Here is a 25,365-nt window from a genome sequence, read left to right as displayed (position 1 = left end):
TATGCCGCAATGGATTGACGAATGCGACGTGTTGGTGGCGGGCTCCGGCGCCGGCGGCTTGGTCGGCGCCTACACGGCGGCTCGCGAGGGACTCGACGTCATTCTCGTCGAGGCAACCGACAAATTCGGTGGCACAACAGCATATTCCGGCGGCGGCGGCATGTGGTTCCCGTGCAATCCGGTGCTCGTGCGCGCGGGCACGGACGACACCATCGAGGACGCCCTCGAGTACTACCACGCGGTCGTCGGCGACCGCACGCCTCGCGAGTTGCAGGAAACCTACGTCCGCAGCGGCGCTCCCCTCATCGAGTACCTGGAGCAGGACGAGAACCTGATATTCCAAGCCATGCCGTGGCCGGATTATTACGGCAAGGCACCCAAGGCGCGTCTCGATGGGCAGCGTCATATCGCGGCGCGCAACCTGCGGGTCGAGAAGGCACCTCAGTACCGGGACCTCGTGCGCGGGCCGCTGGATGTCGAGCGGTTGGGTGCCGAGGTTCCCGATAAGTACTACGTCGGCGGGCGCGCGCTAGTCGCCCGATTCCTCACTGCGATCGAGCAATACCCCTCGGCCACAATGCATTTGAACACCGCTCTCGTGGAACTGCTGCGCGACGAGGACGGCACCGTGATCGGCGCGGTCGTGGAGCACGAGGGCACTCGGAAGGAGATCCGCGTCCGGCGCGGAATCGTCTTGGCTGCAGGCGGTTTCGAGGCAAACACCGAGCTGCGCGACCGTTACGGCGTGCCTGGCCATGCGCGCGACACCATGGGATCGCCCGGTAGCACCGGCGCCGCGCACGAGGCCGCGATCGCCATCGGCGCCGACACCGACCTCATGGACCAGGCGTGGTGGTCACCGGGCTTGATTCATCCCGACGGACGCGCCGCGTTCGCGCTGTGGTTCACCGGCGGCATCTTCGTGGACAGCGACGGCAAGCGCTTCGTCAACGAATCCGCGCCCTACGACCGGCTCGGACGGGTGATCGTCGACCGCCTGCAGGGTGGCGAGATGACGCTGCCGTTCTGGATGATCTACGACGACAAGTCGGGCGCTGTGCCACCGGTGCAAGCTCCGAACGTGTCGATGTCCTCGCTCGAGCAGAACGTCGAGGCCGGGCTGTGGCACACCGCCGATACTTTGGAGGACCTGGCGGCCAAGATCGGGATCCCCGCGCAGAACCTCGTCGACACCGTGGACCGGTTCAATCAGCTGGTGGCTGCCGGTGGTGACGCCGACTTCGGCCGCGGCGACGAGGCCTACGACCGTGCCTTCTCCGGCGGGGATTTGCCGATCGTGTCCATCGACAAGGGTCCCTTCCATGCTGCCGCGTTCGGTATATCGGACCTCGGGACAAAGGGCGGACTGCGCACCGATATTGACGGCCGCGTCCTCGACGGCAACGGCGAACCGATTCGTGGCCTGTTCGCCGCGGGCAACACGATGGCCGCGCCGAGTGGCACTACGTATCCGGGCGGCGGCAACCCGATCGGAACCAGCATGGTGTTCTCCCACCGAGCCGTCCGAGCGATATGCGACGAGGCTGCTTCGGAGCACAAATAGCCGGAAGTCTCGACTAGAAATGAACCGTGACTTCGATCTATAACTCCGAGGACTCTCGTCGTGCGGTCGCCGAGCGCTACCGGGTGTTCCTCGGCAGTTGGCCCGAGACCACAACCGAAACGGTGCTCGCCACCGGTCAGGGCGACACGTTCATCGTTGCGTGCGGGCCGAAGGATGGGGCGCCGGTCGTCCTCTTGCACGACGCGGGCTTCAACTCCGCAGCCTGGACCGGCGATGTCGATACTTGGTCGACGACGAATCGGGTTTATGCCGTCGACCTGATCGGCGAACCGGGCCGCAGCGCGCCGTCCCGCCCTGCGCTGGATACGGATGTCTACGCGGTGTGGCTCGATGAGGTGCTCGACGGCCTCGGACTCGCGGAAGCCGCGTTCGTGGGTACTTCGCTGGGCGGATCGATCGCGCTCGACTACGCCTTGCGCCGGCCGAACCGGGTTACCAGGCTCGTATTGCTCGCGCCCAGTGGCATCGGCAAGCAGAAGTACGGCGCACTGATCGCGTCGATGTTCCTGGCCGGGTTCGGCTCACGCGGCCGGAACGCCGCAGTCGATTTGGTGCTCGGACCGCGCGCCGCGCCAACCAGCGGACCCGAGGCGATGACTTTCGTGGCGCTCGACGAGTACCGACTCCTCGCGCAGCGCAGTTACCAACCCCGGCGCGACGAGTTGCCGGTCTTCAGCGACGACCAACTGCACGCGCTGGGCGACACGCCCCTACTGGTTGTCGCGGGCGCCCGCGACCGGATGTTCGACTCCAAGGGCACCGCCCGTCGGGTGCGCAAGGCGGTGCCGCACGCCGAGGTGGTGCTGCTGCCGAGGACAGGCCACATCCCTGTCGGTTACACCGATGTCGTCGGGCGGTTTCTGAGCGCGGGCGGGACCGGATAACGGCGACTCTGCCCGGTTCGTCCCTTACCCGAACCGCCGCATAGACTCCGCGGCCATGTACGTCGATGCGCGGGGGGCGCACGACCGGATTAGCGGTCTGCGGCCTCGCTGAAGTTCATAAATCTCCTGCGGCACTACGGCTTTGCCGGCCCAATCGCGAGAATCGTCGGTGCGCTCGCCGCACTCGCGGTGTTTCTGCTCGTTGTCACATGGGTCGGAAACCCGTATCTGAAGGACGACGAGGCAAATGCCGCTCAGGCGTGGACGGCACCCACGACTGTGCCGCCCGCGACGAGCACTACGCCGGTTGCGCCTTTGCCGCCGGGGTTTCCCTCGATGACGTACCCCCCGCCGATGCCGGAGGTGCCGGAAGGCCAACCTCAGCCGGTGCCAACGAAATTCGGGCTGACTTACACGGTGCCGTCGGAGAACTGGCAGGCCAACAACGACATGGTGAGCGGCTGGAGTGACGCCCAAGGTGCCATCGCAACCTACGGCGCAACAAGCCGATACCGCCACCACTACTGCCCGGAGATCAAAGGCGCGTCGCTGGCGAAGGTCGCCGCAACGGGCCGCAATGGGATTGATCTCGACACCGCTGCACGCGAAGAAGTGCTGAAGGCCCAGCGAATATTTGCGGATGACAAGACCGGGCGAACACCGAACGTCGAGGTCCGGGGCCCTAACGCGTTGGAGGTATCCGGTCGGCCTGCCGTCCGCTACACCGCCGTCGTCACCGACATCCCCCGAACCTCAACATGCAGCCCACAACAAGCAGAATTCGACATCATCGCGACGCCCGCATACGCGAGTGCTGAAGTCATGTTGCTCATGGTGGAACACCACGTCGGTCTGGAGGACGCGCTCACCGACGCCGACATCGAAAACATTGTCGAATCCCTTTCCAAGACTGAGCAATAGGCCCAGAGGGAACACATGGAAGAGTTCAACGCCGCACCAGGGGAGATAGCCGGCCTTGGTGTACTGGTCAGCTCGCTCGGTGAAGACAGCGGCAAAATCGCCGACTTCATCGACCAGAACGGCCCGCCCAGTGGCGACTTCTCCGACGCAATCATCAGCGACCTGGTCGAACCGTTGCGCACGGCAGCGGAAACCACGTGCGGACGCATGCGCGATATCGGGGTAGCCAGTACCAGCACTGGCATCGAACTGAACAAGGCAGCGTGGATGTACCACGACCAGGAGCAAAAGAACTACGCCGCGCTGAACGCCGTCACCCACGACGTGCCCAGCGCCGCCCCGGTCGAGTACGGCGCAGACATTGAGCGCCCCGGACAGACCGATGCGTACGGCAACGTCGCTACCTACAGCAAGCCCGAAACCTTCAAGCTCGATCCACCCTCGGCGAACAAGGAGGACGTCGCCGATCTCGTGACCGAGGTCGCCGGGTGGTTGGGCGATGTGAACGAAACAATCAAGAGCATCACCAGGACGATTGGCACAGAGGTCAACCCGCTCGACATGGTTCTATCGCCCATCACCGGCAACTGGAACGAGCTCAAGCGGATCGGCGAGTCATACAAGGTCGCCGGCAACGCGATGGAAGCGACGGGAAAGAACCTCGACGCCAGCGTAAGTCGGGTCGGAGAGTACTGGGATGGCAAGGCGGCCATCGCCTTCGAGGAGAACTGGGCACGACGGCAGATCGCCGCGATGAAATGGGAGGGCCCGGTCGGCCGGATCGTCAACGACGGGCTCACCGTCGTGGCCAACGAGATTCGCGAGGGCATCAAGAACGGCGCTCGAAAAGTAGCCATAGCCAACGACATAGCCTCCGCCACGGAAATCAAGTCCACACTCGACCGGCCGAGAGAAGGCTATGAGGTGGGCTCTGAACGCCAACCGTGGGAGGACGGATGACGCCAAACCGTCCGGACCGGTACGAGCCGGACCTCGACCCGGATATCGAGCAGGCGTACCGCCGCCTCATGGACCGTTCAGACGAGCTCGCAACCGCCCGGCTGCGCGTTGAGCGGCTTGACGTGCACGCAATCCTGTCCGAGCCAACGCTGGTGACCGAAGAATTCATGTCCAATCTCGCCTCGACAGAGCACGCGTCACCGGAGCTGCGGAATTTCGCGGATCGGGTGCATTCCGGCGAATGCCGTTGGAGCGAAATCGAATTCCGCGCTAGACCACTGCCGCACGAAGTGGCAGAACTGAAGGAGTCGCCGAACTTCGTCTGGACGTGGGGCGGCCCAGCCGTCACCCCGCCCAGTCCAAGCCCGCGCCAAGACGCGGACGACGACGACTACGAACCGCCGCAATCATGGCTGCGATGACCAAACGACTCAGGCTCAGTACCCTGGCAATATGGCCGGACGAGATCGCGACGACACGGGCCGGGCGCGAAACGCCCGTCCCCGTGACGAACTCGGCCGCCCCCTGCCACCCGGCAGCGAGGGCGTCGAGCGCATCCCCGATGATCTCGATCTGCCGCCGGACGAAACCCTGCGCTACGCACAGGAGTTGATCGATCGCGGCCGCGCCTTCCATGCCCACGAGGTGCTCGAGGCGGCGTGGAAGAACGGCCCCGACGAGGAGCGGGTGCTGTGGCAGGGCCTGGCTCAGCTGGCCGTCGGCGTCACGCATATTCAGCGCGGCAATCCGAAGGGTGCGATCACGCTGCTGCGCCGAGCCGCGCTCCGGCTCTCGCAGGAGCCGGCGCCGTACGGAATCGACTCGCCTGGGCTTGCCGCCTACGCCGAGCAATTGGCCGACAGACTCGAAAGCGGGGCCGCCGATGTCCCGGAGGACGATCTGCGACCCCGCCTTCGCGGCTGAGACTTATTCGCCGGACAGATCCGCGGAAAGGTCCGCGACCTCGACGCCCTCGGGCACACGAACTTCCTCAATGGGCTCGGGCCGGTCGTCGAACTCCAGCTTGAGAGCACGGCAGATCGTGGCGTGCATGTCGTACATGCAGGTGATGTACGTCAGCTCCATGATCTCCTCGTCGGAGAGGTGCTTCTGCAGGACCTCGAACACGCCGTCGGAGGTCCGGCCGCCGTCGTAGACGAGCGAATCGGTGTAGGCCAGGACCGCGCGCTCGAGCTCGCTGAACTCGTCGCTCACCTGCCAGGCCGGCAACGCCGCGATCTTGCTCTCGGACATGCCGAGCGAACGCATCTGCTTGCAGTGCTGGGAGAAGACGAACTGGCTGCCACGGGCGTATCCAGCCCGGCCCTGCCCGAGCTCGCGCAGCAGGGGGTCGAGCTTGGCGTTGCGGTACAGCGAGAAACCGCGCACAGCGTGCTTGAACACGGCCGGGGACTGCGCGAACACGGTCCACCAGTCGCCGGGAGTGGCGTGGATGGTGCCGTGGTCGACGGCCGGATCCTTATCCGGGCCGAACAGCCGGTCGTAGAAGAACAGAATCTTCTCGTCACTGACCTCAGCGCGCGGGATCTCCCGAAGTCGGGGCATAGGTGAATCCTTTCGAAGTGTTAGGTGTCAGAGCTCGGAGCGGACTTTGCGGTCCGCCGCGGTCTTCGGCTCGTGCGTGACGTCCGCGTCGGTGAATTCGCGTGTCCAGCTGGCGAATTCGAGAAGCACGCCGTCGGGGTCCATGAAATAGAAGGACCGCACGAAGGTGCCGGGATGCACCTCGCGGGACACACCATGCGGACTGTCGTCGTGGTTGAGGATCCGGCTGACCTTGATGCCCTCGGCCTTCATGCGCGCGTAGTACTCGTCGAACTTCTCCAACGGGACCTGGAATGCGACGTGGTTCATCGAGCCGATCGCGCTGGCGAGTTCGCCCTCATCGGGCAGGCCCTTCGGCGCGGCGACCCCCGGCGCCGCTTCCGGCGAATCCGAGAGCCAGAAGAACGCGATGCTGTTGCCGCCGCCGCAGTCGAAGAAGAAGTGCTGCCCGAGGTCGCCCGGCAGGTCGAGCGTCTTGATCAGCGGCATGCCGAGGACGCCGGAATAGAAGTCGATCGTGCGCTTCATATCCGAGCACACGAGCGCAAGGTGGTTGATACCGCGAAATTCGTACTTCGGTTCGGGGGCGTTCATGACGGTCCTTTCGGCGCTACGAGCCGGGTGGCTGGTGCAATAAGTGACTTGACAGTCATGTCACTTTTCATGAATAGTTTGACCGTGGCCAAGTCATCTGTCAACAGTCCTTCGGGTCCAGCACCGGTCGAGACGCTGACGACACGCGGCCGGAAAACGCGCGATGCCCTGCTCGATGCGGCTCGCACCGTGTTCGAGCGCGTTGGCTTCCCCGACGCCCGCGTAGAGCTGATAACGCAGGAGGCCAATGTCTCCTACGGCACGTTCTACCGGTACTTCGAGTCCAAGGAAGACATCTTCCGAGTGCTCAGCACCCAGCTGTTCGAGGACATCCACCGCCGCGAATCCACGGACACCCAGATGTCGCCGGCCGAGCGACTCATCTCGGCCAACCGCGCCTACTACCAGGCCTACCGGCGGAACGCGCAGTTGATGGCCATCGTTGAGCAGGTCGCCACCTTCAACGAAGAGTTCCGCCAGCTGCGCCACGACCACCGTCACCAACTGATCGAGCGCCAGGCCCGCGCCATCGCCCGCTGGCAGTCCGAAGGGCTCGTCCGGAAGTCGCTCGATCCTGAGCTCGCCGCGCGCGCGATGTCCGCGATGGTCGATCACACCCTGTACCTGTGGCTCGTCCAAGGCGACGAGGCGAATGAAGCCGCCCTGCTCGACACCCTCGATCAGATGTGTGTCGGCGCGCTCGGTCTCGACACTGCGTGAGCGCACCACGCCACTGACTGACCATTCATTCCCCCCAAAGAGGAGAAGAGATATCCGCATGAACGACATTGCCGATCGCTTCTTCGCCGCGGTGTGCCGCGGTGACGTGGCCACCCTCACCACTCTCTACGCGCCGCACGCCAAGATCTGGCACAACGACAACGGGATCGAGGAGACCGTTGCCGAGAACCTCCGCGTGCTTCGCTGGCTCTCCAACACGCTGGAGAACTTCCGCTACGAGGACATCCGGCGCGCTGAGCTGCCCGATGGCTTCGCACAGCAGCACGTCCTGCGCGCCGATCTGCCCGGACACGGGCCACTCGAAGTGCCTGCGGCAATGTTCGTACAGGTGGTCGACGGGCAGATCACGCGGATCGACGAATACGTCGACTCGGCCGCCATCGTTCCGCTCATGAAGCACGCCGCGGCCAATCGGGGGCCGCGCTGATGACCGCGAACCAGCCTGAGGGAGCCCTCGCCGAACTGTGTGCGCGGATGCGCACTTTCATCGACGACGAGGTGATCCCGGCCGAGCCGACGCTGAACCACGGCGGCGAGGAAGCGGCAAAGCAACTGACCGTTCTGCGTTCGCGCGCAAAGGAACTCGGCCTGTGGGCGCTGGGCCATCCAGCCGATGTTGGTGGTGGCGGCGTTCCGTTCCTGGACTTCGTGTTCCTCAACGAGGTCATCGGCCGGTCCGAGTACGGCCAGCTCGCCGTCGGTTCGGTGTCCATGCAGGACTGCATCATGCTGCGTAAGCACGGCACCGAGGAACAGAGGCAGCGCTGGATTCCGCCGCTCGTCCGCGGCGATTTCCTCCCGTCGGTCGGGCTGACCGAGCCCGACGTGGCCGGCTCCGACCCGACCCTGATCGAGACGCGCGCCGAACTCGACGGTGATACCTGGGTGATCAACGGGCACAAGTGGTTCACCACCGGTGTCGCGCACGCGGGCTATTGCAGCGTCTTCGCACGCACCGAATCCGAGGACACTCCGCGGCACTCGCGCATCAGCTCGATCATCGTGCCGACGGATACGCCCGGATTCGAGATCGTGCGCTCGATCCCGACGATGGGCCACGACCCGAGCGACCATTACGAGGTGCGACTCACCGATGTCCGCGTTCCGGCGGCGAACCTGCTCGGCGAGCGGGGCAAGGGCTTCGTCATCGCACAGGACCGCCTCGGCCCGGGCCGGATCTTCCACTGCATGCGCTGGCTCGGCCAGGCGCAGCGTGCCTTCGAGCTGATGTGCGAGCGGGCCAATACTCGCTACGCGCATGGCTCGCTGCTATCGGAGAAGGGCGAAATCCACCGCTACATCGCAGAATCCGCGGCCGAGATCCACGCGCACCGGCTCATGACGCTCGACGCCGCTCGCGCAATGGACGCCGGTGAGGACGCCCGCGTGCAGATCGGTTTGATCAAGTTCTGGGGCGCCCAGATGCTGCACAATGTCGTCGACCGCGCCATTCAGGTGCACGGCGCGCTCGGTCTGACCGGCGATACGCCACTCGAAGGTATGTATCGACACGCCCGTTACGCCCGCGTCTACGACGGGCCGGACGAGGTGCATCGCATGTCCACCGCAAAGCGACTGCTGCGCAATCCGGACGCGGCGCCATGGCGGTGATCGAAGCGACCCTGTCGCTCGCAGAAGGCATTCGGGAGGTGCTCAACGCAACGACCGGAAGTAAGGTAACCGTCGGCGAGGCAAGGCAACTCACCGGTGGCGCCAGTCGTCAGACGTGGCTCGTCGATACCTACGACGCGCAGGGACAGCACGTCCCGGTGGTGCTGCGTCGCGACCCGCCCGGTCACGGCGACGCGGACCGGATGCGCGCCGAGGCTGCCTGCCTGCGGGCCGCTGGCGTCGCGGGCGTTCCCGTGCCCACCGTGCTCGCCAGTGGCGATACCGCACCCGGCATCGACGCGCCATATCTGTTGATGGACAAGGTCGACGGCGAAGCGATGCCGCGCAAGCTGCAGCGCGACCCCGAATTCGAGCAGATCCGTACGCATCTCGCCGAGGACATGGGCTTCGCACTCGGCCTCATCCACCGCAGTGACACGGCCGGACTCGGCATGCTCGACACGACCGATCCGCTAGATGCGATCGAGAAGATCTACCTCGACATGAACGAGCCTCGGCCCGCCGTAGAGGTCGGATTGCGCTGGCTGCGCGAGAACCGGCCCGCGAAGCGCGCAGATGCCTTGGTACACGGTGATTTCCGTGTCGGAAACCTGCTCATCGACAGCACTGGCATCCAGGGCGTGCTCGACTGGGAGTTGGCCCATCTCGGTGACCCGATCGAGGACCTGGGCTGGCTCTGCACCCGCGCCTGGCGATTCGGCGCCCCGGAGCCCGTCGGCGGTCTCGGCACCCGTGAACAACTGCTCGACGGTTACCAGCGCGCCACCGACGTCCGCCCATCGGCTGCCGAGCTGCACTGGTGGGAGGCCTTTGGCACGCTGAAGTGGCTGGTGCTCAGCCGATTCCAGGCCGAACGGCACCTCAGCGGTGCTGAGCACTCGCTCGAGCTGGCCGCGATCGGGCGCCGGGTCTGCGAGTCCGAGTACGATCTGCTGCTCATCCTCGGTCTGCTTAATGACGTGCCTGCCTCGGAGCCGCGCGCACCGCGACCGACCGTGCACGACCGGCCGCGGCTGGCCGAAATTCTCGAGCTTGTCGCAGGAACCCTCACCGACGAGATCGCCTCGGCACTCGGCAGTCACGACCGCGAGCGCTATCAACTGCTGATCTGCGCCAATTTGCTCCGCACTGCCGCACGGGAAGTCGCGGCCGGTGACAGTGCCGACGAGGAGCTACAACTGCTGCTGGGTCAGCTGGGCTGCGAATCCGAGACCGAACTCGCTCTGCTGCTGCGGTCTGGCGTGCTGCCCTACACAGATGCCACCGTGCGCCAGGACATTTCAACCGCGGTTCTTGCCCGCTTGCGGGTGGCGAACCCGCGCCACTTCATCCGCTGAAAGTTGCGCACCAACCCACCGCCGAAGGGGCCGGCGGGCAGGGCACAATCACGCCATGACCAACGCGGCGGCGGCTAATCCACCCGGGGCCGGTCGCTTCGCTCCCAGCCCGTCCGGCGAGTTGCACCTTGGCAACCTCCGTACCGCCCTGCTCGCCTGGCTGTTCGCCCGCTCCACGGGGCGGCGATTCCTCATCCGCGTGGACGATCTCGACCGGGTTCGCCGCGGAGCCGAGGAACGCCAACTCGCCGACCTCGCGGCGATCGGAATCGACTGGGATGGTCCGGTGGCACACCAGAGCGATCGACTCGACGCGTACCACGCCGCGGTCGCCCGACTCGCCGCCGCCGATCTGGTCTACGAGTGCTACTGCACGCGGCGCGAGATCCAACAGGCCGCGTCCGCGCCGCATGCCCCGCAGGGCGCCTACCCCGGCACCTGCCGCAACCTGACCGATACCCAGCGGTCGCAGCGACGCGGCGAGGGCCGTCCGCCGGCAATGCGGCTTCGCGCGCAGGTACGGGATTTCGTAGTGGACGACCGGCTGCACGGCCGCTACCGCGGACTCGTCGACGACATGGTGCTGCAACGCGGCGACGGCACCCCCGCCTACAACCTTGCGGTCGTTGTCGATGACGCCGACCAGGGCATCGACCAGGTGGTACGAGGTGACGACCTCTTGCCGTCGAGTCCACGGCAGGCCTATCTCGCATCGCTTCTCGAACTGCCCGCGCCGGAGTACGCGCACGTGCCGCTGGCGGTCAACGCCGAGGGCAAACGCCTCGCAAAACGCGATGGCGCTGTCACTCTGTCCGACCAGCAGGCCTTGGGACACTCCCCTGCCGCCGTTCTCGAGCACCTCGCCGCGTCGCTCGGATTGCACGGCTCGACCCCCGCCCAACTGCTGGAAAGCTTCGACCCGGCCCGACTACCGCGCGAGCCCTGGACCTTCGCCGCCTAGACTCGGCGGGTGCAAGGCAGCAAGGACACCCCCGCGGAGCACTCCGCGCGCATCGACACGGGCACGGCGTTCGCACGTGTCGCGCAGAGCTACTACCCGATCATCGTTGCGCTGTTCACCGCCACGTTGATCATCTCCAATGTGTGCGCGACAAAGGGCGTCGCGTTCTTCGGTGACGCCGACGTGTCCCTCGGGCCGCTGCAGATCCTGCCGATCAATACCGACGGTGCGTTCTTCCTCTTCCCGCTCGCATACGTGCTCGGTGACGTGCTCAGCGAGGTGTACGGCTTCTACGCAACCCGTCGGGCGATCATGATCGGTTTCGGCTCGTTGCTGCTGGCGACGCTGTGCTTCTGGATCGCCGTGGAACTGCCGCCCGCCGATTTCTACGAGAACCAGGAAGCCTTTGAGACTGTCGTCGGTGTGGTGCCGCGCCTCGTCGTGGCCGGCCTGGCCGCTTACCTCGTCGGGCAGCTGCTGAACTCATTCGTACTGGTGCTCATCAAGAAGCGCACCCACGAACGGCACCTCTGGGCCCGATTGCTCGGCTCGACCGTGGTCGGCGAACTCGCCGACACATTGATCTTCTGCTCGATCGCGGCGGGCGCCATCGGCATCAGCACGTGGCGCGACTTCGTGAACTACGTGATCGTCGGCTTCCTCTGGAAGACGATCGTCGAGCTCCTCGTCATGCCCATCACCTACCGGGTGATCGCCTACCTCAAGAAGCGCGAGCCGAGCTACGCGGAGCACCTCGATCGGGCTTCGGTGTAGCGGCGATGTATCTACCGGCGCATTTCGTTCCGGACGACCACGCGGTCGCCGAACTGCTGACGAACAACGGCGCCGCCGATCTCATCACCTCGACCCAGTCGGGACTCGTCGCGACCTTGCTGCCGTTCATTTTCGAGCCGGACGCGGGTGCGCACGGAGCGCTGCTCGGACATCTCGCGCGCAACAACGATCAGTGGCAGGCGCCCCCGATCGGGGAAGCACTGGTGATCGTGCGTGGGCCAGACGCGTATGTCTCGCCCAATTGGTACGAGCGCAAGACCGAGCACCATCGGGTAGTACCGACGTGGAACTACGTCACCGCGCACGTGTACGGCGAGCTGATCGTGCACGACGACACCGAGTGGGTCGAGGGATTGGTCCGGCGCCTCACCGACATGCACGAAGCCGGCAACGAACCGCCGTGGTCGGTGGACGATGCACCGAGCAAATTCATCGCCGGGCAGTTGCGGGCGATCGTCGGAATCGAATTGCGAATCACCCGGATCCAGGCCAAATTCAAACTCAGCCAGAACAGGCCCGCCGGTGACGTGGACGGCGTGGTCGCCGGACTCAGTGCGGCGGGCGAGCCGGACGTGGCGGCGGCAGTGCGTGCCGCAAACCGCGACCGATCCCGATAGCCGCACCCGCCGGGTGCATCCCCGCTATCAACGCGCACCAATGCGCGTCACCGCGCACGCCGGGGCGTGCGCGGTGGCCGCAAAACGTGCGCGACATGGCTTGTTCAGCCGAACATGCCCGGTTCGTAGCTGCCGGCCGGCATCTTCACGATCACATTGAGCCGGTTGTAGGTATTGATCAGCGCGACAAGCGAAATCAGCGCGCCGATCTGCTCATCGTCGAAATGCTTGCGCACCTGATCCCAGGTGTCGTCGCTGACCCCGCCCGCCGCATCGGCGATCCGGGTGCCCTCCTCCGCCAGCGCCAAAGCGGCACGCTCTGGTTCGGTGAACACAGTCGCCTCACGCCAGGCCGCAACAAGATTCAGGCGCTGAGCGGTCTCGCCGGCCGCTGCCGCGTCCTTGCTGTGCATGTCGGTGCAGAACCCGCAGCCGTTGATTTGACTGGCCCGAAGCTCGACCAGATGCGCGATGCTGCGCGGCAGCGACGATTCGACGACGACCCGGCTCGCGGCGTTCAGTCGCTTGACGAAGGCGCCGGCAACTGCGTTGTTGAACACGTCGATTCGCGGTTCCATCGATCTCTCCTTGCTCTAGGTGGCTACACAAGGAAGACGAGGTGGGCGGTCGGGACGTGACGCGGCGTGACCGTGATCCAGGTCACGCAGAGACTGGCCCCCAGACGACAAAGGTGTCAGCTATTCGACTCCAGTAGCGACACCAGCCGACTGCAAGTCAGCCCATCGGCTGTCGTCGATGCCTGCGAGTTCGGCGAGAATCTCGCGGGTGTGCTCACCGAGGCCCGGGCCAGGAACAGGGGTCTCGGGCCTGGACCGGGAGAACTTGGGTACGACGCCGGTGGCGGGGACGGCCACACCGAACTGGTTGACGAGGCGCACCACCATGTTCCGCGCCGCGTAGTGCGGATCGGCGAGCATGTCCGGGGCGGTGTAAATGCGGCCGGCGGGAACGCCGTTGTCCTCCATCGTCTTCAACAGCAGGTCGGAGGTCATCGTTGCTGTCCACTCACTGATGAGCGCGTCGATCTCGGCCATGTTCTCGCCTCGCGGACCGTGTTCGGCGAATCGTGGATCATCCGCCAGCTCGGTTCGACCCATGGCGGTGCAGAGCCTGCGGAAGACGTTGTCCGCGTTGGCCGCAATCAGCACCTCGGCCCCATCCGACGTCGGATACACATTCGACGGAGCGACGCGAGGCAGCACCGATCCGGTACGCCCACGGGTCACTCCGCCGATCTCGTGGTCGGCCATCGTCGATTCCATCAAAGCGGCCACTGCCTCGTAGATCGCCACGTCCACTTCTTGGCCACGGCCGCTGACCGAACGTTCGTGGACCGCCGCGAGCGTTCCGATCACGGCGAAAAGGGCGGCCAGGGAATCGCCGAGGCTGATGCCGGTCCGGGTCGGGGGCAGCTCGGGATTGCCGGTCGTATGCCGAATGCCGCCCATCGCCTCGCCGACGCTGCCGAAACCGGCGTCGGTCGCGCGTGGCCCGTCCTGACCGAACCCCGAGACGTGCACGAGAATGATCTTCGGGTTGATCGCTGAGAGGGCCGGATAGTCCAGGCCCCACTTTGCGAGGGTGCCGGGCCTGAAGTTTTCGAGGACGATGTCGGCTTCGGCGACGAGCTTTCGAATCAGCTCCCGGCCCTCGGGTTGGCGCAGGTCGATCGCCACCGACTTCTTGTTCCGGGCGATGGAGGGCCACCACAGGCTTTCGCCCTCAACCGTGATACCCCATCGCCGCATCGAATCGCCGGATCCCGGCGCCTCGATCTTGACCACCTCGGCGCCGTAATCACCCAGGAGCTGGCCCGCGAAGGGGCCGGCGATGAAGCTTCCCAGTTCGATCACGCGCAGGCCGCCGAGGGGGCCAAGAGTCGTAGCCATGCGTCGATTGTACGCAATTATCGCACTTCTTCACCGTTAAGTGCCATAATTGGCACATTCTGCATACAAAGATGGCAGAGCTAGCGGGCTAGGCTTGCCCGTAAATCGAATCCGCACACACCAAAGAGGCAGCGTGGCAACCACACCGCAGGCACCGGGCCAGGTGGCCTACTCGCAGATTCGGCAGGCGATCGTCGAAGGGCGCTACAAGCCCGGTCAGCGCCTGATCGAACAAAGGATCGCCGAGGAGTTCTCGCTGTCCCGGACTCCCATCCGCGAGGCTCTCAGGCGACTCGAGGCCGAGGGACTGGTCCGCAGCGAACCCAACCGTGGATCCATCGTTCGCACCGTGTCGATGGCGGATGTGTCGGACACGTACGGACTTCGCGCCCGCCTCGAGGCCTACGCCGCCGAATTGGCCGCCGAGCGCATCGACCACGCCACGCTGGAAAAACTCGACGCGGGGATCGAGGCTTTCGCGCTCGCTCTCACAGCGCCACCGGCGGACATGATCGATCGTGTGCGGGCCGTTGACACCGCGAACAGCCGGATCCATGGGGCGATCGTCGCCGGTGCCGAGCACGAGCGGCTGAGCCGGCTACTCGAACGCACCACCGATGTTCCGTTGGTCTTCCAGGCATTCCGCCAATACGACCACGCCCAAACCGAGCGCTCACACCTGTTCCACCAGCTGATTCGCGACGCGATCGTCGCCGGAGACGGACGCCGGGCATCGGCCCTGATGTACGAGCACGTCCTGCAGGGCCGCGACGTGCTCCTCGCCCACCTCGCGGCGACCAGCAGCGACGGGGTGGACGAACTGTTCGGCGTCTCAGCCCGGGAAGCCGCCGGCGCGGGCAAGCTGCCCGGGGACCTGAGCGCCGAGCACCCCGCCGAGCCAGTCTGACGCCTCGATCAATTCCGGCAGCCGGGCGCCCGAGGCGATACCACTGCGGTCAAGGAGATAGACCAGATCCTCGGTCGCGATGTTGCCGGTGGCGTCCGGCGCGAAGGGGCACCCGCCGATCCCGCCGATCGAGGAGTCCAGCACCGTCACCCCCGCGTCGAGTGCGGCGACCGCGTTCGCGTAGCCGGTGTTGCGGGTGTTGTGGAAGTGCCCGCGCAGCCGAATTCCCGGCGCGGCCGCGGCGGTTCCCGCGACCAGTCGAGCGACCTGGGACGGCACCCCGACCCCGATCGTGTCGGCCAGCGCGATCTCGTCCACGCCCAGGTCGGCCACCTGCCCGGCCAGGGCAAGGACCGCGGAGTCGGGAACCTCCCCCTCGAACGGACAACCGAATGCTGTGGCAATCGTGACCGACACCCCGATACCGGCAGCACGGGCATCGGCGGCATGGTCGCGCACCGTTTGTACCGAGTCCGCGACCGACATTCGCTGGTTGCGTTGGCTGAAGGTTTCCGACGCCACGACGACGAAGTTCACCTCGTCAACGCCCGCCGCCACCGCACGATCGAAACCGCGGCGATTGAGTACGAGGCCGCTGTAGGAGACGTCGGCGCGGCGCGGTACCCCGGCCATGACGGCCTCGGCATCGGCCATCTGCGGCACCGCAGTCGGGTGCACAAAGCTGGTTGCCTCGATGCGGCGCAATCCGGAGGCGATCGCACGCTCGATCAACGCGATCTTGTCGGCAGTCGAGACGTGCACCGCCTCGTTCTGCAGCCCGTCGCGGGGGCTCACCTCAACGATTTCCACCGCGCATCCCTTCCATCGCACTGTCTGTTCGACGAATCCTCAGCGGATCCCACCGCATTATTGTATACAACTCACTCCGCCTAGCCTTGGCCGCCGAGCTGAATCCACACCGGGACTTGTGATCCTCGGCACTCACACGATAGATTGTGTGCAATCCACACCCAATAGGCCTCGTGCTGACTGGAGCCCCACATGCTTTACAGCGACCTTCTGCGGCGGAACGCCGCTCGTTTCCCCCAGCGGACCGCGCTCGCCATGGACGATGGCTCCGACGCTCGGACCTACGCCGAGCTTCACCAACGCGCCCTGCGCCTGGCCAACGGGTTGAGCGGTCTCGCGGCACCGGGTGACCGAGTGGCCCTGCTGTCGGAGAACAACCTGGAGTACATCGAGGCTTACTACGGTGTCCCGACCGCCGGCATGGTCCTGACCCTGCTCAACTTCCGGTTGCACCCCAAGGAATGGGTCTGGATCCTTAACGACTCCGGGGCCCGCGTGCTGATTGTGGAAGCGAAGTACCTCGAGGCGATCGCCGACTACCGCTCCGAACTCACGACTGTCGAGCACATCGTCGTAATCGGCGAGGAGACAACGGGTTTCACGACCTACGAGAGCGTCCTCGGGTCCGCATCGACCGCTGTCCCTGTGCTGGAGATCAGCGATGACGACGATGCGTGGCTCATGTACACCAGTGGAACCACCGGCAAGCCCAAGGGCGCCCGGCTGACCCACCGCAACCTCAACACGGCGATTATCCAGTCGGCAATTGCCTACGACCCGACGCCGGATACCTGCTTCCTCAACGCTATGCCGCTGTGCCACATTGCCGGCTACCTGACCCCGCTGCACCAGTTCCACGGCGGCACGGTGCTGATGATGTCGGGCTGGGATCCCGAGCGGTGGATGCAGTTGGTACAGGAAAACCGTGTCACCAGCGGTGGCTTCGCGCCGACCATGATGCAGATGCTGCTCTCCCACCCCAAGATCAACGATTACGACCTCAGCAGCCTGGAGTGGATGGGCTACGGGGCGTCGAAGATTCCCGCTGATGTGCTGCGCCACACCATCGATCGGTTCGGGCCCATCGTCTACGCAGGCATGGGCATGACCGAACTCGGCGGCAACATGCTCACGCTCGACAAAGCTGCGCACGTCCGGGCGGCCGCGGGCGAAGAACACCTGCTCGACGCCGTCGGCAAGCCGATGTCCCTCGTCGATACCCGCGTCGTCGATCCGAGCGGAAACGACTGCGCGATAGGTGAAATCGGCGAGATCGTCGTCCAGGGTGACCAGGTGACCAAGGGCTACTTCGGCAATCCCGAGGCGACCGCCGAAGCATTCAAGGGCGGCTGGTTCCACACCGGCGACCTGGCACGTCAGGACGAGGAGGGCTTCCTCTACATCGTCGATCGCGCCAAGGACATGATCATTTCCGGCGGCGAGAACGTGTACTCCAGCGAGGTCGAGAACGCGATCTACACCAACCCCGACGTCCTCGGTGCGGCGGTCATCGGAACGCCCGACGAAAAGTGGGGCGAAGTCGTGACTGCCGTCGTCGTCCGCAAGCCAGGCACCGAGCTGACCGCCGAGGGTGTCGTCAGCAGCTGCAAGTCGCAACTCGCAGCCTTCAAGCAGCCCCGCAAGGTCATCTTCGTAGACGAGATGCCCCAAACCGTCAGCGGCAAGATCCGCAAGAACGTCCTGCGCGACCAGTTCGCAACCGACTGAGTCCACGCGCCAAGCGCACGAACCAAGGAGAACCCCTATGTCTTTCACCGTCGCTACGACCGGATTGAAATTCCCCGAGGGCCCGGTGGCCCTGCCCAACGGCGACGCTCTGGTTGTCGAAATCCACCGCGGCACGCTCACCCGAGTCAGCCCTGACGGCACCAACACGGTGGTCGCCGAAGTCGGCGGCGGCCCCAACGGTGCCGCGATCGGCCCCGACGGTCGCGTGTACATCGCCAACTGCGGAGGGATGAACGCCACCGAAGCGTACGGCTACGTCTTCGCCGGCGGCACCCCGGACGACTACACCGGCGGCAGCATTCAGGCCGTCGACCTCGAAACCGGCAAGGTCGAGACGCTCTACACCGAATGCGACGGTACCTCCCTCCGCGGCCCGAATGACATCGTCTTCGACGCGCACGGCGGCTTCTACTTCACCGACCACGGCAAGTCCACCAGCCAAGGTACCGATCACGGCCGTGTCTACTACGGCACCAGCGACGGTTCGTCCATCCGCCTTGTCGCCTCGGAAATGAACGGCCCCAACGGAATCGGCCTCTCCCCCGACGGCACACGCCTCTACGTCAGCGAGACCTACACCGCGCGCGTCTGGTGGTGGGACGTCACCGGTCCGGGTGAGCTCGTCGGCGGCCGCACCCTCGCCGGCTCCGGCGGTGGCAACTTCCTCTATGCCTCGCCCGACTTCCGCTACTTCGACTCGCTCGGTGTCGAGGCCGACGGCAACATCTGCGTCGCATCACTGGCCACACCCGGCATCTGCGTAATCAGCCCGGACGGCGAGTTGGTCGAGTTCGTCGCCATCGATTCAGATGGCGACCCCGGCATCACGAACATCTGCTGGGGAGGTCCCGACATGCGCACGGCCTACGTCACGGCGTCGAGCACCGGAAAGCTACTCCGATTCGACTGGCCGCGAGCGGGTCTCACGCTCAACAACCAGACCAACTGATCGACGCGCGCACGATCCACAGACGTTCGACGGTGGCGGCCTAGGTGAACTTCTTCCTGGGCTGCCACCGGCCGAGCGTTTGCGCTTTGAACTCGTCGAAATAGCCGCCGTCGATGCTCGCGCGAATCTCGTCGACCAGCCGGATTGTGAAGCGTTCGTTGTGGATCGTGCACAACGTGGACGCCACCATCTCCTTGGCCTTGAACAGGTGATGCAGGTAGGCCTTCGTGTAATTCGCGCAGGTGTAGCAATCACATTCGGCGTCGATCGGCGTGAAATCCCGCTTGCAGCGACTGGTGTCGACGTTGTACCGACCATCGAGTGTGTACACCGCGGCATTACGCGCCACGCGGGACGGGTTCACGCAGTCGAAGGTGTCCGCGCCGTTCTCCACCGCGACAAAAACATCCTCAGGCTCGCTGATTCCGAGCATGTGCCGCGGCTTGTCCTCCGGCAGTTCGTCGCTGCACCAGCCCACGATCGTGCCGAGGTTGTGCTTCTCCAGTGCGCCACCGATGCCATACCCGGCGAACCCCTCGCCGTCCGGGCCGACCAGCTCACTCAAGCCGCGGCATGCCTTGCGCCGCAGGTCCTCGTACTGCGCACCCTGAATGACGCCGAAAAGGGCCTGCCGCGGGCGGTGTACGCGCTTCGTGGTGAGCCGGACGTGCTCGTCGAGGCAGCGCTGCGCCCACTCGTGCGTGCGCTGCACCGAACGTTCTTGGTAGCCACGGGTATTCAGCAATGTGGTCAGTTCGTCGAAAGCGAAGATGATGTCCGCGCCGAGCTGATGCTGGATCTGCATCGACACCTCGGGAGTAAACCGATGCCGGGACCCGTCGAGATGCGACTTGAACGTGACGCCGTCGTCGTCCACCTTGGCGAGGCGCTCCTTGCCCTTGGCGATGACGTCATCGTTCTGCACGCCAACGGATTCCATCGCCAGGACCTTCTTGAACCCCACCCCGAGGGACATCACCTGGAAGCCACCGCTGTCAGTGAAGCTCGGGCCGGGCCAGTTCATGAACGCGCCGAGCCCACCCGCCTCATCGATGATGTCCGGGCCGGGCCGGAGGTACAGGTGATAGGCGTTGGCCAGTACCGCCTGCGCACCGTGCTCGCGCATCGTCTCCGGCAGCACCGCCTTCACCGTGGCTTGGGTGCCGACGGGAATGAAAGCGGGCGTACGGATTTCGCCGTGCGGCGTATCGATCACGCCGCTGCGGCCGTGCCGGCCGTCGAGGCGGGCACCGATGGTGAACCCGATCCGAGCGCGGTCGTCCTGCGTCTGTGTCGGTTGAGTCATCTCACGCCTCGACAGCTGCGCCGACGAACTGGCTGTTGTAGAGCCTGAAGTACGCGCCGCGTACCTCGAGCAACTCTGCGTGCGTGCCCTGCTCCACGATGCGCCCCTGCTCCATCACCACGATGAGATTCGCGTCCCGGATCGTGGAGAGCCGGTGTGCGATGACGAACGCGGTGCGCTCGGAGCGCAGCGCGGCGGTCGCGTGCTGCACCAGCAACTCGGTACGGGTATCAACCGAACTCGTTGCCTCATCGAGGATCAGGATGGACGGCTTCGCGAGGAATGCGCGCGCAATCGTGATGAGCTGCTTCTCGCCGGCACTGACCCCGGAGCCCTCCTCGTCGATCACAGTGTCGTAGCCGTCCGGCAGCTGATGGACGAACCGGTCGACATACGCAGCACGCGCGGCCGCGATGATCTCGTCCTCGCTTGCGAGCGGATCTCCATAGGCGATGTTCTGGCGGATGGTGCCGCCGAAGAGCCAGGTGTCCTGCAACACCATGCCGATCTGGGAGCGCAGGTGGTCGCGGCTCATCGCGTCGATCGGCACCCCGTCGACGCTGATCGTGCCGGAATCGACCTCATAGAAGCGCATCAGCAGGTTCACCAGCGTGGTCTTGCCGGCGCCGGTCGGGCCGACGATCGCAACCACCTGGCCGGGCTCGGCGACCAGCGAGAGGTCCTCGATAAGCGGCCGGTCCTCGACATAGCGGAACGAGACACGCTCGAATTCGACCCGGCCCAATTCGGCCGCGGCGCGGAGTTCGCGGTCCGGGTCCGGCGACTGCTCCTCGGCATCGAGGATCTCGAACAGCCGCTCCGCCGACGCGACCGCCGACTGCAGCAGATTGACCATCGAGCCGATCTGGGTGAGCGGCTGCGTGAACTGGCGCGAGTACTGAATGAAAGCCTGCACCTCGCCCAGCGACAGCGATCCGGACGCGACGCGAAGTCCGCCCACCACCGCGACCAGCACGTAGTTGATATTTCCGACGAACATCATCGTCGGCATGATCAGACCGGAGATGAACTGTGCACGGTAGCTGGCCTGGAAAAGCTCTTCGTTGCGCTTGTCGAACGCCCGCTCGACTTCCGGTCCGCGGCCGAACGCCTTGACCAGTTCATGCCCGGTGTAGGCCTCTTCGATCTGCGCGTTCAACGCACCGGTGTACTTCCACTGGTTGACGAAATGCGGCTTCGACCGCTTCGCGATCTGCGCGGTCACCACGACCGCGACCGGCACCGTGAGGATGGAGATCAAGGCCAGCAGCGGCGAGATCCAGATCATCATGCCGAGGATGCCGATCACGGTGAGCACGGACATGAGCAGCTGGCTCACGGTCTGCTGAAGGCCCTGCGACATGTTGTCGACGTCGTTGGTGACCCGGCTGAGCACGTCACCACGCGGCGAATTGTCGAAGTAGCTCAGCGGGAGCCGGTGAAGCTTCGCCTCGATGTCGGTGCGCATCCGCCGGATCGTCCGCTGGATGACCGAGTTCAGCAGATACGCCTGCAGCCAGCCGAAAATCGAGCTGGCAATGTAGAGCAACAGGGCCAGCATCAGAATCTTGCCGACTTTGTCGAAATCGATTCCGGTGCCGGGGATTACGTCCATGCTCGACAACATGTCGGCCTGGGTGTCCTGGCCGTCGGCCCGCAACCCCTCGATGGCCTGTTCCTTGGAGACCCCCGCGGGCAACTGCTTGCCGACAACGCCGTCGAAGATCACGTTCGTCGCCTGGCCGAGCAGGTACGGACCCACGATCGTCAGCACCACGCTCACTACGGCGAGTGCGACGATGATGCCTACCCTGACCCGTTCCGGCGCGAGCTGGCTCACCAAACGCCTGACGGAGGGCTTGAACGATTTCGCCTTCTGTCCCGGCGCACCGGGATTGGGCACTGCGCCACCGGGGCGGGTCATCGGGCATCCTCCGCCGCGAGCTGGGAATCGACGATCTCGGCATACGTGGGGCATTCTGCAATGAGTTGATCGTGGTGACCGAGCCCAACCACAGCGCCATCCTCGAGCACGATGATCTGGTCGGCCTCACGGATCGTGGACACGCGCTGGGCGACGATGATCACGCAGGCATCAGAGGTGACCGGTGCCAGCGCTTGCCGCAGCCGAGCGTCGGTGGCGAGATCGAGCGCGGAGAACGAGTCATCGAACAGATAGACCCTTGGGGATTTCACCAGCGCCCTGGCGATGGCGAGGCGCTGCCGCTGCCCGCCGGACACTGTGGTGCCGCCCTGTGAGACCGGGGTGTCGAGTCCCTGCGGCATCTCCCGAACAAAATCGGCGGCCTGCGCGATCTCCAGACATCGCCACAGGTCCTCGTCAGTGGCGTCTGGGTTGCCGTAGCGCAGGTTGGTCGCGATGGTGCCCGAGAAGAGGTAGGGCTTCTGCGGAACGACCGCGATCTGTGAACGCAGCAGGTCCAGGTCGAGCTCGCGTACATCGGTTCCGCCGACGAGCACTCTGCCTGCCGTGGCGTCGACGAGCCGCGGAATCAAGTTCAGCAGTGTGCTCTTGCCGGACCCGGTCGAGCCGATGATGGCGGTGGTCTTGCCCGGTTCGGCACGGAGGCTCACCGCCTCCAGCACCGGTTCCTCGGCACCCGGGTAGCTGAACTCGGCCGCGCGCAGCTCGACGATGCCCGGATCCTCGACGAAGGGCTCGGGCCGCTCGGGTGCGCGCACGGACGATTCGGTGTCGAGCACCTCGGAGATGCGATCGGCGCAGACCGCCGCGCGCGGCGCCATCATCGCCAAGAACGAGGCCATGATGACCGACATCAGGATCTGCATGATGTAGCTGAGCAACGCGGTCAGCGAACCGATCTCCATCGTTCCGTTGTCGATGTGCTGACCACCGAACCAGATCACGGCCACGCTGGTGACGTTGCTGATCATCATCACGATCGGAAACATCAACGCGGCAAGCTTGCCGACCCGCAGCGCGGAATCAGTGAGTTCGTTGTTCGCAACGCCGAAGCGCCACACCTCTTCGCGCTCGCGGACGAAGGCGCGGATCACGCGGATGCCGGTGATCTGTTCGCGCAGCACGCGGTTCACCGCGTCGAGCTTGGTCTGCATCATCCGGAAGCCGGGCACCATGCGGGCGATGATGAGCGCCATCGACAGCCCGAGCGCAGGCACCGCCAACAACAGAATCCAGGACAGGTCCAGGTCTTCGCGCAGCGCCATGATGATGCCGCCGACGCACATGATCGGCGCCATCACGAGGATCGTGCAGCTCATCACGATGAGCAGCTGCACCTGTTGGACGTCGTTGGTGTTGCGAGTGATCAGGGAAGGCGCGCCGAAGTAGCCGACCTCCCGCGCGGAGAACGTGCCGACCTGGTGCAGCAGCGCCCCACGCATATCGCGGCCCGCGGCCATCGCGGCACGCGAGCCGAGAAACACCGAGACTGCCGAACAGACGATCTGGACCAGCGAGACGGCGAGCATCACCAGCCCCGTCTTCCAGATGTATTCGATATCTCCCTTGGTGACGCCGTTGTCGATGATGTCGGCATTCAGGCTGGGTAGGTACAGCGACGCGATGACGGCCACCAGCTGCAGCAGCACCACACCGGTCAGCAGTGCGCGATATGGAAATAGAAACGTGCGGAGCAGCCTGGTCAACATGGTGATCGAAGACTACCTGCGGCTGCTGACGCGACTCACGCGCATACCGGCGAGTAACCACCGGCGGGCATCCCGCGAATAGCCACCACTGCGCACCCAAAAGGCGATCCGCATACGCAACTGCGTATGCGGATCGCCAGAGGGTATGCGGCGCAGGCCTACCGAGCCGGTTCGAGCTCCCGACTCTCGTCGCGCGGATAGCGCTCCTCGAGCTTGGCGCCCTCGACATCGACATTCGGCAGCAGGCGGTCCAGCCACTGCGGCAGCCACCAGGCCTTGTCGCCGAGCAACGCCATCAGCGACGGGATGATGACCATCCGCACGACGAAGGCGTCGAAGAACACCGCCGCCGCGAGGGCGAAGCCCATCGCCTTCACGAACGAGTCCGGTTCCGCCATGAACGCCGCGAACACCGACATCATGATCACCGCGGCCGCAGTGACCACTCGGGCGCCGTGCCCGTATCCGGCGACCACCGCGTCCTTGGCCGACATGCCGTGCGCATACTCCTCGCGCATCCGGCTGACCAGGAACACCTGGTAATCCATCGCCAGGCCGAACACCACACCGATGAGGAAGATCGGCATGAAGCTCACGATCGGCTGCGGGTTGCTGATGATGCCGCCCCAGCCCTCCTGGAAGATCGCCACGGTCGCGCCGAACGTCGCGCCGACGCTGAGCAGGAAGCCGAGCGTCGCGGTGAGCGGCACCAAGATCGAGCGGAACACCAGCATCAACAGCAGGAACGCCAGTCCGACGACCACCGCGAGGTACGGCACCAGTGCGTCCTGGAGCGTCTTGGAGATGTCGATCTCCATCGCGGTCTGACCGGTCACGCCATAGGACACCGCGAAGTTCGAGTGCAGCTCACCTTCGGCGTTGCGCAGGTCCTGCACGAGCTGCTTGGTGGCGTCGCTGGTCGGGCCACTCTTCGGCGTCACCAGAATCTGCGCGGTGTCGCCCGCCCTGTTGACTGCGCCGATCTGCGCGTTCGCCACGTCGTCCTGACGCTCGATGGTGGCGATCACCTTGTCGAAGGCTTCCTGAGCGGGAACCGTCGCGTGCTGTGCGTCGGCAACCACAAGCAGCGGACCGTTCTTGCCCTCACCGAAGCCGCGGTCGATCAGGTCGTAGGCCTGACGCGAGCTGGTCGCGGGGTCACCGGTCGACTCGTTCGGCAGCGCGAGCGCGAGCTGCGTCGCCGGGATGGCGAACAGGCCGAGCAGCAGCACGCCGGCGGTGAGGAACATTACGGGCTTGCGGGTGAGCAGCCGGGCGAAGCGGTGCGCCGCGGTGCCGGTTTCGCTGTCGGATCCATTCCCCGTCGCTTCGCTCGCCCCACCCTCGAAGTCGCGCGACTTCACGAACGGCACCTTGCCGGCGAACGCCTTGCGGCCGAACAGGCCGAGCACTGCGGGCAGCAGGGTCAGAGCGATGAGCACCGCGATCAACACGGTGAACGCCGCAGCCGCACCCATATCCGACAG

At 65.3% G+C, this 25,365-nt stretch carries 25 protein-coding genes; 16 read left to right on the top strand and 9 right to left on the bottom strand.

Features of this window, described 5'->3' with window-relative positions:
• The first annotated feature begins 1 nt into the window (after position 1).
• From A8G08_RS14975 to A8G08_RS14950, 6 genes are all read left to right on the top strand, one after another.
• The gene (locus tag A8G08_RS14975) at positions 2 to 1,564 is read left to right on the top strand and encodes an FAD-binding protein (protein WP_068275455.1); all 1,563 of its coding nucleotides are present in this window, start codon (positions 2 to 4) and stop codon (positions 1,562 to 1,564) included.
• Between the two features lie 26 nt (positions 1,565 to 1,590).
• Positions 1,591 to 2,469 carry an alpha/beta fold hydrolase gene (locus tag A8G08_RS14970; RefSeq protein ID WP_068275452.1) on the top strand — a complete coding sequence of 293 codons (879 nt, stop codon included), beginning with the start codon at positions 1,591 to 1,593 and terminating at the stop codon, positions 2,467 to 2,469.
• Between the two features lie 354 nt (positions 2,470 to 2,823).
• Positions 2,824 to 3,390, top strand: coding sequence for a DUF8017 domain-containing protein (locus tag A8G08_RS14965; protein ID WP_157108589.1), 567 nt, complete (start codon positions 2,824 to 2,826; stop codon positions 3,388 to 3,390).
• Between the two features lie 15 nt (positions 3,391 to 3,405).
• Positions 3,406 to 4,350: a hypothetical protein gene (locus A8G08_RS14960; RefSeq protein ID WP_068275450.1), complete on the top strand. Its 945-nt coding sequence runs from the start codon at positions 3,406 to 3,408 to the stop codon at positions 4,348 to 4,350.
• Positions 4,347 to 4,772: a hypothetical protein gene (locus A8G08_RS14955; RefSeq protein ID WP_068275447.1), complete on the top strand. Its 426-nt coding sequence runs from the start codon at positions 4,347 to 4,349 to the stop codon at positions 4,770 to 4,772. Before A8G08_RS14960 ends, A8G08_RS14955 begins: the two co-directional genes overlap by 4 nt.
• Positions 4,773 to 4,803: 31 nt before the next feature.
• Positions 4,804 to 5,274, top strand: coding sequence for a DUF309 domain-containing protein (locus A8G08_RS14950; protein ID WP_068275444.1), 471 nt, complete (start codon positions 4,804 to 4,806; stop codon positions 5,272 to 5,274).
• A 3-nt stretch (positions 5,275 to 5,277) separates the two neighbouring features.
• Here A8G08_RS14950 and A8G08_RS14945 read toward each other — a convergent pair whose 3' ends face one another.
• Together A8G08_RS14945 and A8G08_RS14940 are read right to left on the bottom strand one after the other, a co-directional pair.
• Complete coding sequence (locus A8G08_RS14945) at positions 5,278 to 5,916, bottom strand: carboxymuconolactone decarboxylase family protein (protein WP_068275441.1); 639 nt, start codon at positions 5,914 to 5,916, stop codon at positions 5,278 to 5,280.
• A 27-nt stretch (positions 5,917 to 5,943) separates the two neighbouring features.
• Positions 5,944 to 6,510 (bottom strand): VOC family protein, encoded by a 567-nt coding sequence (locus A8G08_RS14940; RefSeq protein WP_068275438.1) that lies wholly within the window; start codon positions 6,508 to 6,510, stop codon positions 5,944 to 5,946.
• A gap of 84 nt (positions 6,511 to 6,594) precedes the next feature.
• On the opposite strand from A8G08_RS14940, the gene A8G08_RS14935 reads away from it, so the two are divergent.
• The 7 genes from A8G08_RS14935 to A8G08_RS14905 are packed head-to-tail and all read left to right on the top strand — an operon-like array spanning position 6,595 to position 12,593.
• Positions 6,595 to 7,230, top strand: a complete 636-nt coding sequence (locus tag A8G08_RS14935) for a TetR/AcrR family transcriptional regulator (protein WP_068275435.1) — start codon at positions 6,595 to 6,597, stop codon at positions 7,228 to 7,230.
• Positions 7,231 to 7,288: 58 nt separating this feature from the next.
• Positions 7,289 to 7,678, top strand: a complete 390-nt coding sequence (locus A8G08_RS14930; protein ID WP_068275432.1) for a nuclear transport factor 2 family protein — start codon at positions 7,289 to 7,291, stop codon at positions 7,676 to 7,678.
• Positions 7,678 to 8,862, top strand: a complete 1,185-nt coding sequence (locus A8G08_RS14925) for an acyl-CoA dehydrogenase family protein (protein ID WP_068275429.1) — start codon at positions 7,678 to 7,680, stop codon at positions 8,860 to 8,862. Before A8G08_RS14930 ends, A8G08_RS14925 begins: the two co-directional genes overlap by 1 nt.
• Positions 8,853 to 10,220, top strand: a complete 1,368-nt coding sequence (locus A8G08_RS14920) for a phosphotransferase (RefSeq protein WP_068275426.1) — start codon at positions 8,853 to 8,855, stop codon at positions 10,218 to 10,220. The genes A8G08_RS14925 and A8G08_RS14920 overlap by 10 nt, the downstream gene beginning before the upstream one ends.
• A gap of 55 nt (positions 10,221 to 10,275) precedes the next feature.
• Positions 10,276 to 11,181 carry a tRNA glutamyl-Q(34) synthetase GluQRS gene (gene gluQRS, locus A8G08_RS14915; RefSeq protein ID WP_068275424.1) on the top strand — a complete coding sequence of 302 codons (906 nt, stop codon included), beginning with the start codon at positions 10,276 to 10,278 and terminating at the stop codon, positions 11,179 to 11,181.
• Between the two features lie 9 nt (positions 11,182 to 11,190).
• Positions 11,191 to 11,955 carry a queuosine precursor transporter gene (locus tag A8G08_RS14910; protein WP_245672838.1) on the top strand — a complete coding sequence of 255 codons (765 nt, stop codon included), beginning with the start codon at positions 11,191 to 11,193 and terminating at the stop codon, positions 11,953 to 11,955.
• Between the two features lie 5 nt (positions 11,956 to 11,960).
• On the top strand, positions 11,961 to 12,593 hold the full coding sequence (locus A8G08_RS14905) for an FMN-binding negative transcriptional regulator (protein ID WP_068275423.1): 633 nt from the start codon (positions 11,961 to 11,963) through the stop codon (positions 12,591 to 12,593).
• Positions 12,594 to 12,697: 104 nt separating this feature from the next.
• On the opposite strand, the gene A8G08_RS14900 is transcribed toward A8G08_RS14905, so the two are convergent.
• Positions 12,698 to 13,171: a carboxymuconolactone decarboxylase family protein gene (locus tag A8G08_RS14900; RefSeq protein ID WP_068275421.1), complete on the bottom strand. Its 474-nt coding sequence runs from the start codon at positions 13,169 to 13,171 to the stop codon at positions 12,698 to 12,700.
• 120 nt (positions 13,172 to 13,291) lie between these two features.
• Complete coding sequence (locus A8G08_RS14895) at positions 13,292 to 14,503, bottom strand: CaiB/BaiF CoA transferase family protein (protein ID WP_068275418.1); 1,212 nt, start codon at positions 14,501 to 14,503, stop codon at positions 13,292 to 13,294.
• Between the two features lie 133 nt (positions 14,504 to 14,636).
• Here A8G08_RS14895 and A8G08_RS14890 point away from each other — a divergent pair, with 133 nt between their 5' ends.
• A complete protein-coding gene (locus A8G08_RS14890) occupies positions 14,637 to 15,410 on the top strand; it encodes a GntR family transcriptional regulator (protein ID WP_068275415.1) in 774 nt (257 codons plus the stop codon).
• Here A8G08_RS14890 and A8G08_RS14885 read toward each other — a convergent pair.
• On the bottom strand, positions 15,336 to 16,220 hold the full coding sequence (locus A8G08_RS14885; protein WP_068275413.1) for a hydroxymethylglutaryl-CoA lyase: 885 nt from the start codon (positions 16,218 to 16,220) through the stop codon (positions 15,336 to 15,338). The genes A8G08_RS14890 and A8G08_RS14885 overlap by 75 nt on opposite strands.
• Before the next feature lie 192 nt (positions 16,221 to 16,412).
• Here A8G08_RS14885 and A8G08_RS14880 point away from each other — a divergent pair, with 192 nt between their 5' ends.
• Together A8G08_RS14880 and A8G08_RS14875 are read left to right on the top strand one after the other, a co-directional pair.
• On the top strand, positions 16,413 to 17,948 hold the full coding sequence (locus A8G08_RS14880) for a class I adenylate-forming enzyme family protein (protein ID WP_068275411.1): 1,536 nt from the start codon (positions 16,413 to 16,415) through the stop codon (positions 17,946 to 17,948).
• Between the two features lie 37 nt (positions 17,949 to 17,985).
• On the top strand, positions 17,986 to 18,918 hold the full coding sequence (locus tag A8G08_RS14875) for an SMP-30/gluconolactonase/LRE family protein (RefSeq protein ID WP_068275408.1): 933 nt from the start codon (positions 17,986 to 17,988) through the stop codon (positions 18,916 to 18,918).
• A 40-nt stretch (positions 18,919 to 18,958) separates the two neighbouring features.
• Here A8G08_RS14875 and tgt read toward each other — a convergent pair whose 3' ends face one another.
• The 4 genes from tgt to A8G08_RS14855 all read right to left on the bottom strand — a co-directional run.
• Complete coding sequence (gene tgt / locus A8G08_RS14870) at positions 18,959 to 20,224, bottom strand: tRNA guanosine(34) transglycosylase Tgt (RefSeq protein WP_068275400.1); 1,266 nt, start codon at positions 20,222 to 20,224, stop codon at positions 18,959 to 18,961.
• A gap of 1 nt (position 20,225) precedes the next feature.
• Positions 20,226 to 22,148, bottom strand: coding sequence for an ABC transporter ATP-binding protein (locus tag A8G08_RS14865; RefSeq protein ID WP_068275399.1), 1,923 nt, complete (start codon positions 22,146 to 22,148; stop codon positions 20,226 to 20,228).
• Entirely contained in the window at positions 22,145 to 23,878 is a 1,734-nt protein-coding gene (locus A8G08_RS14860) for an ABC transporter ATP-binding protein (protein WP_068275397.1), read from the bottom strand. The genes A8G08_RS14865 and A8G08_RS14860 overlap by 4 nt, the downstream gene beginning before the upstream one ends.
• 158 nt (positions 23,879 to 24,036) lie before the next feature.
• On the bottom strand, positions 24,037 to 25,365 hold a 1,329-nt coding region (locus tag A8G08_RS14855), incomplete at its 5' end, for an MMPL family transporter (protein ID WP_157108588.1).

It is taken from the genome of Aldersonia kunmingensis, assembly GCF_001646865.1.
GTDB lineage: Bacteria > Actinomycetota > Actinomycetes > Mycobacteriales > Mycobacteriaceae > Aldersonia > Aldersonia kunmingensis.
This window is presented reverse-complemented; position numbering and strand designations above follow the sequence as displayed.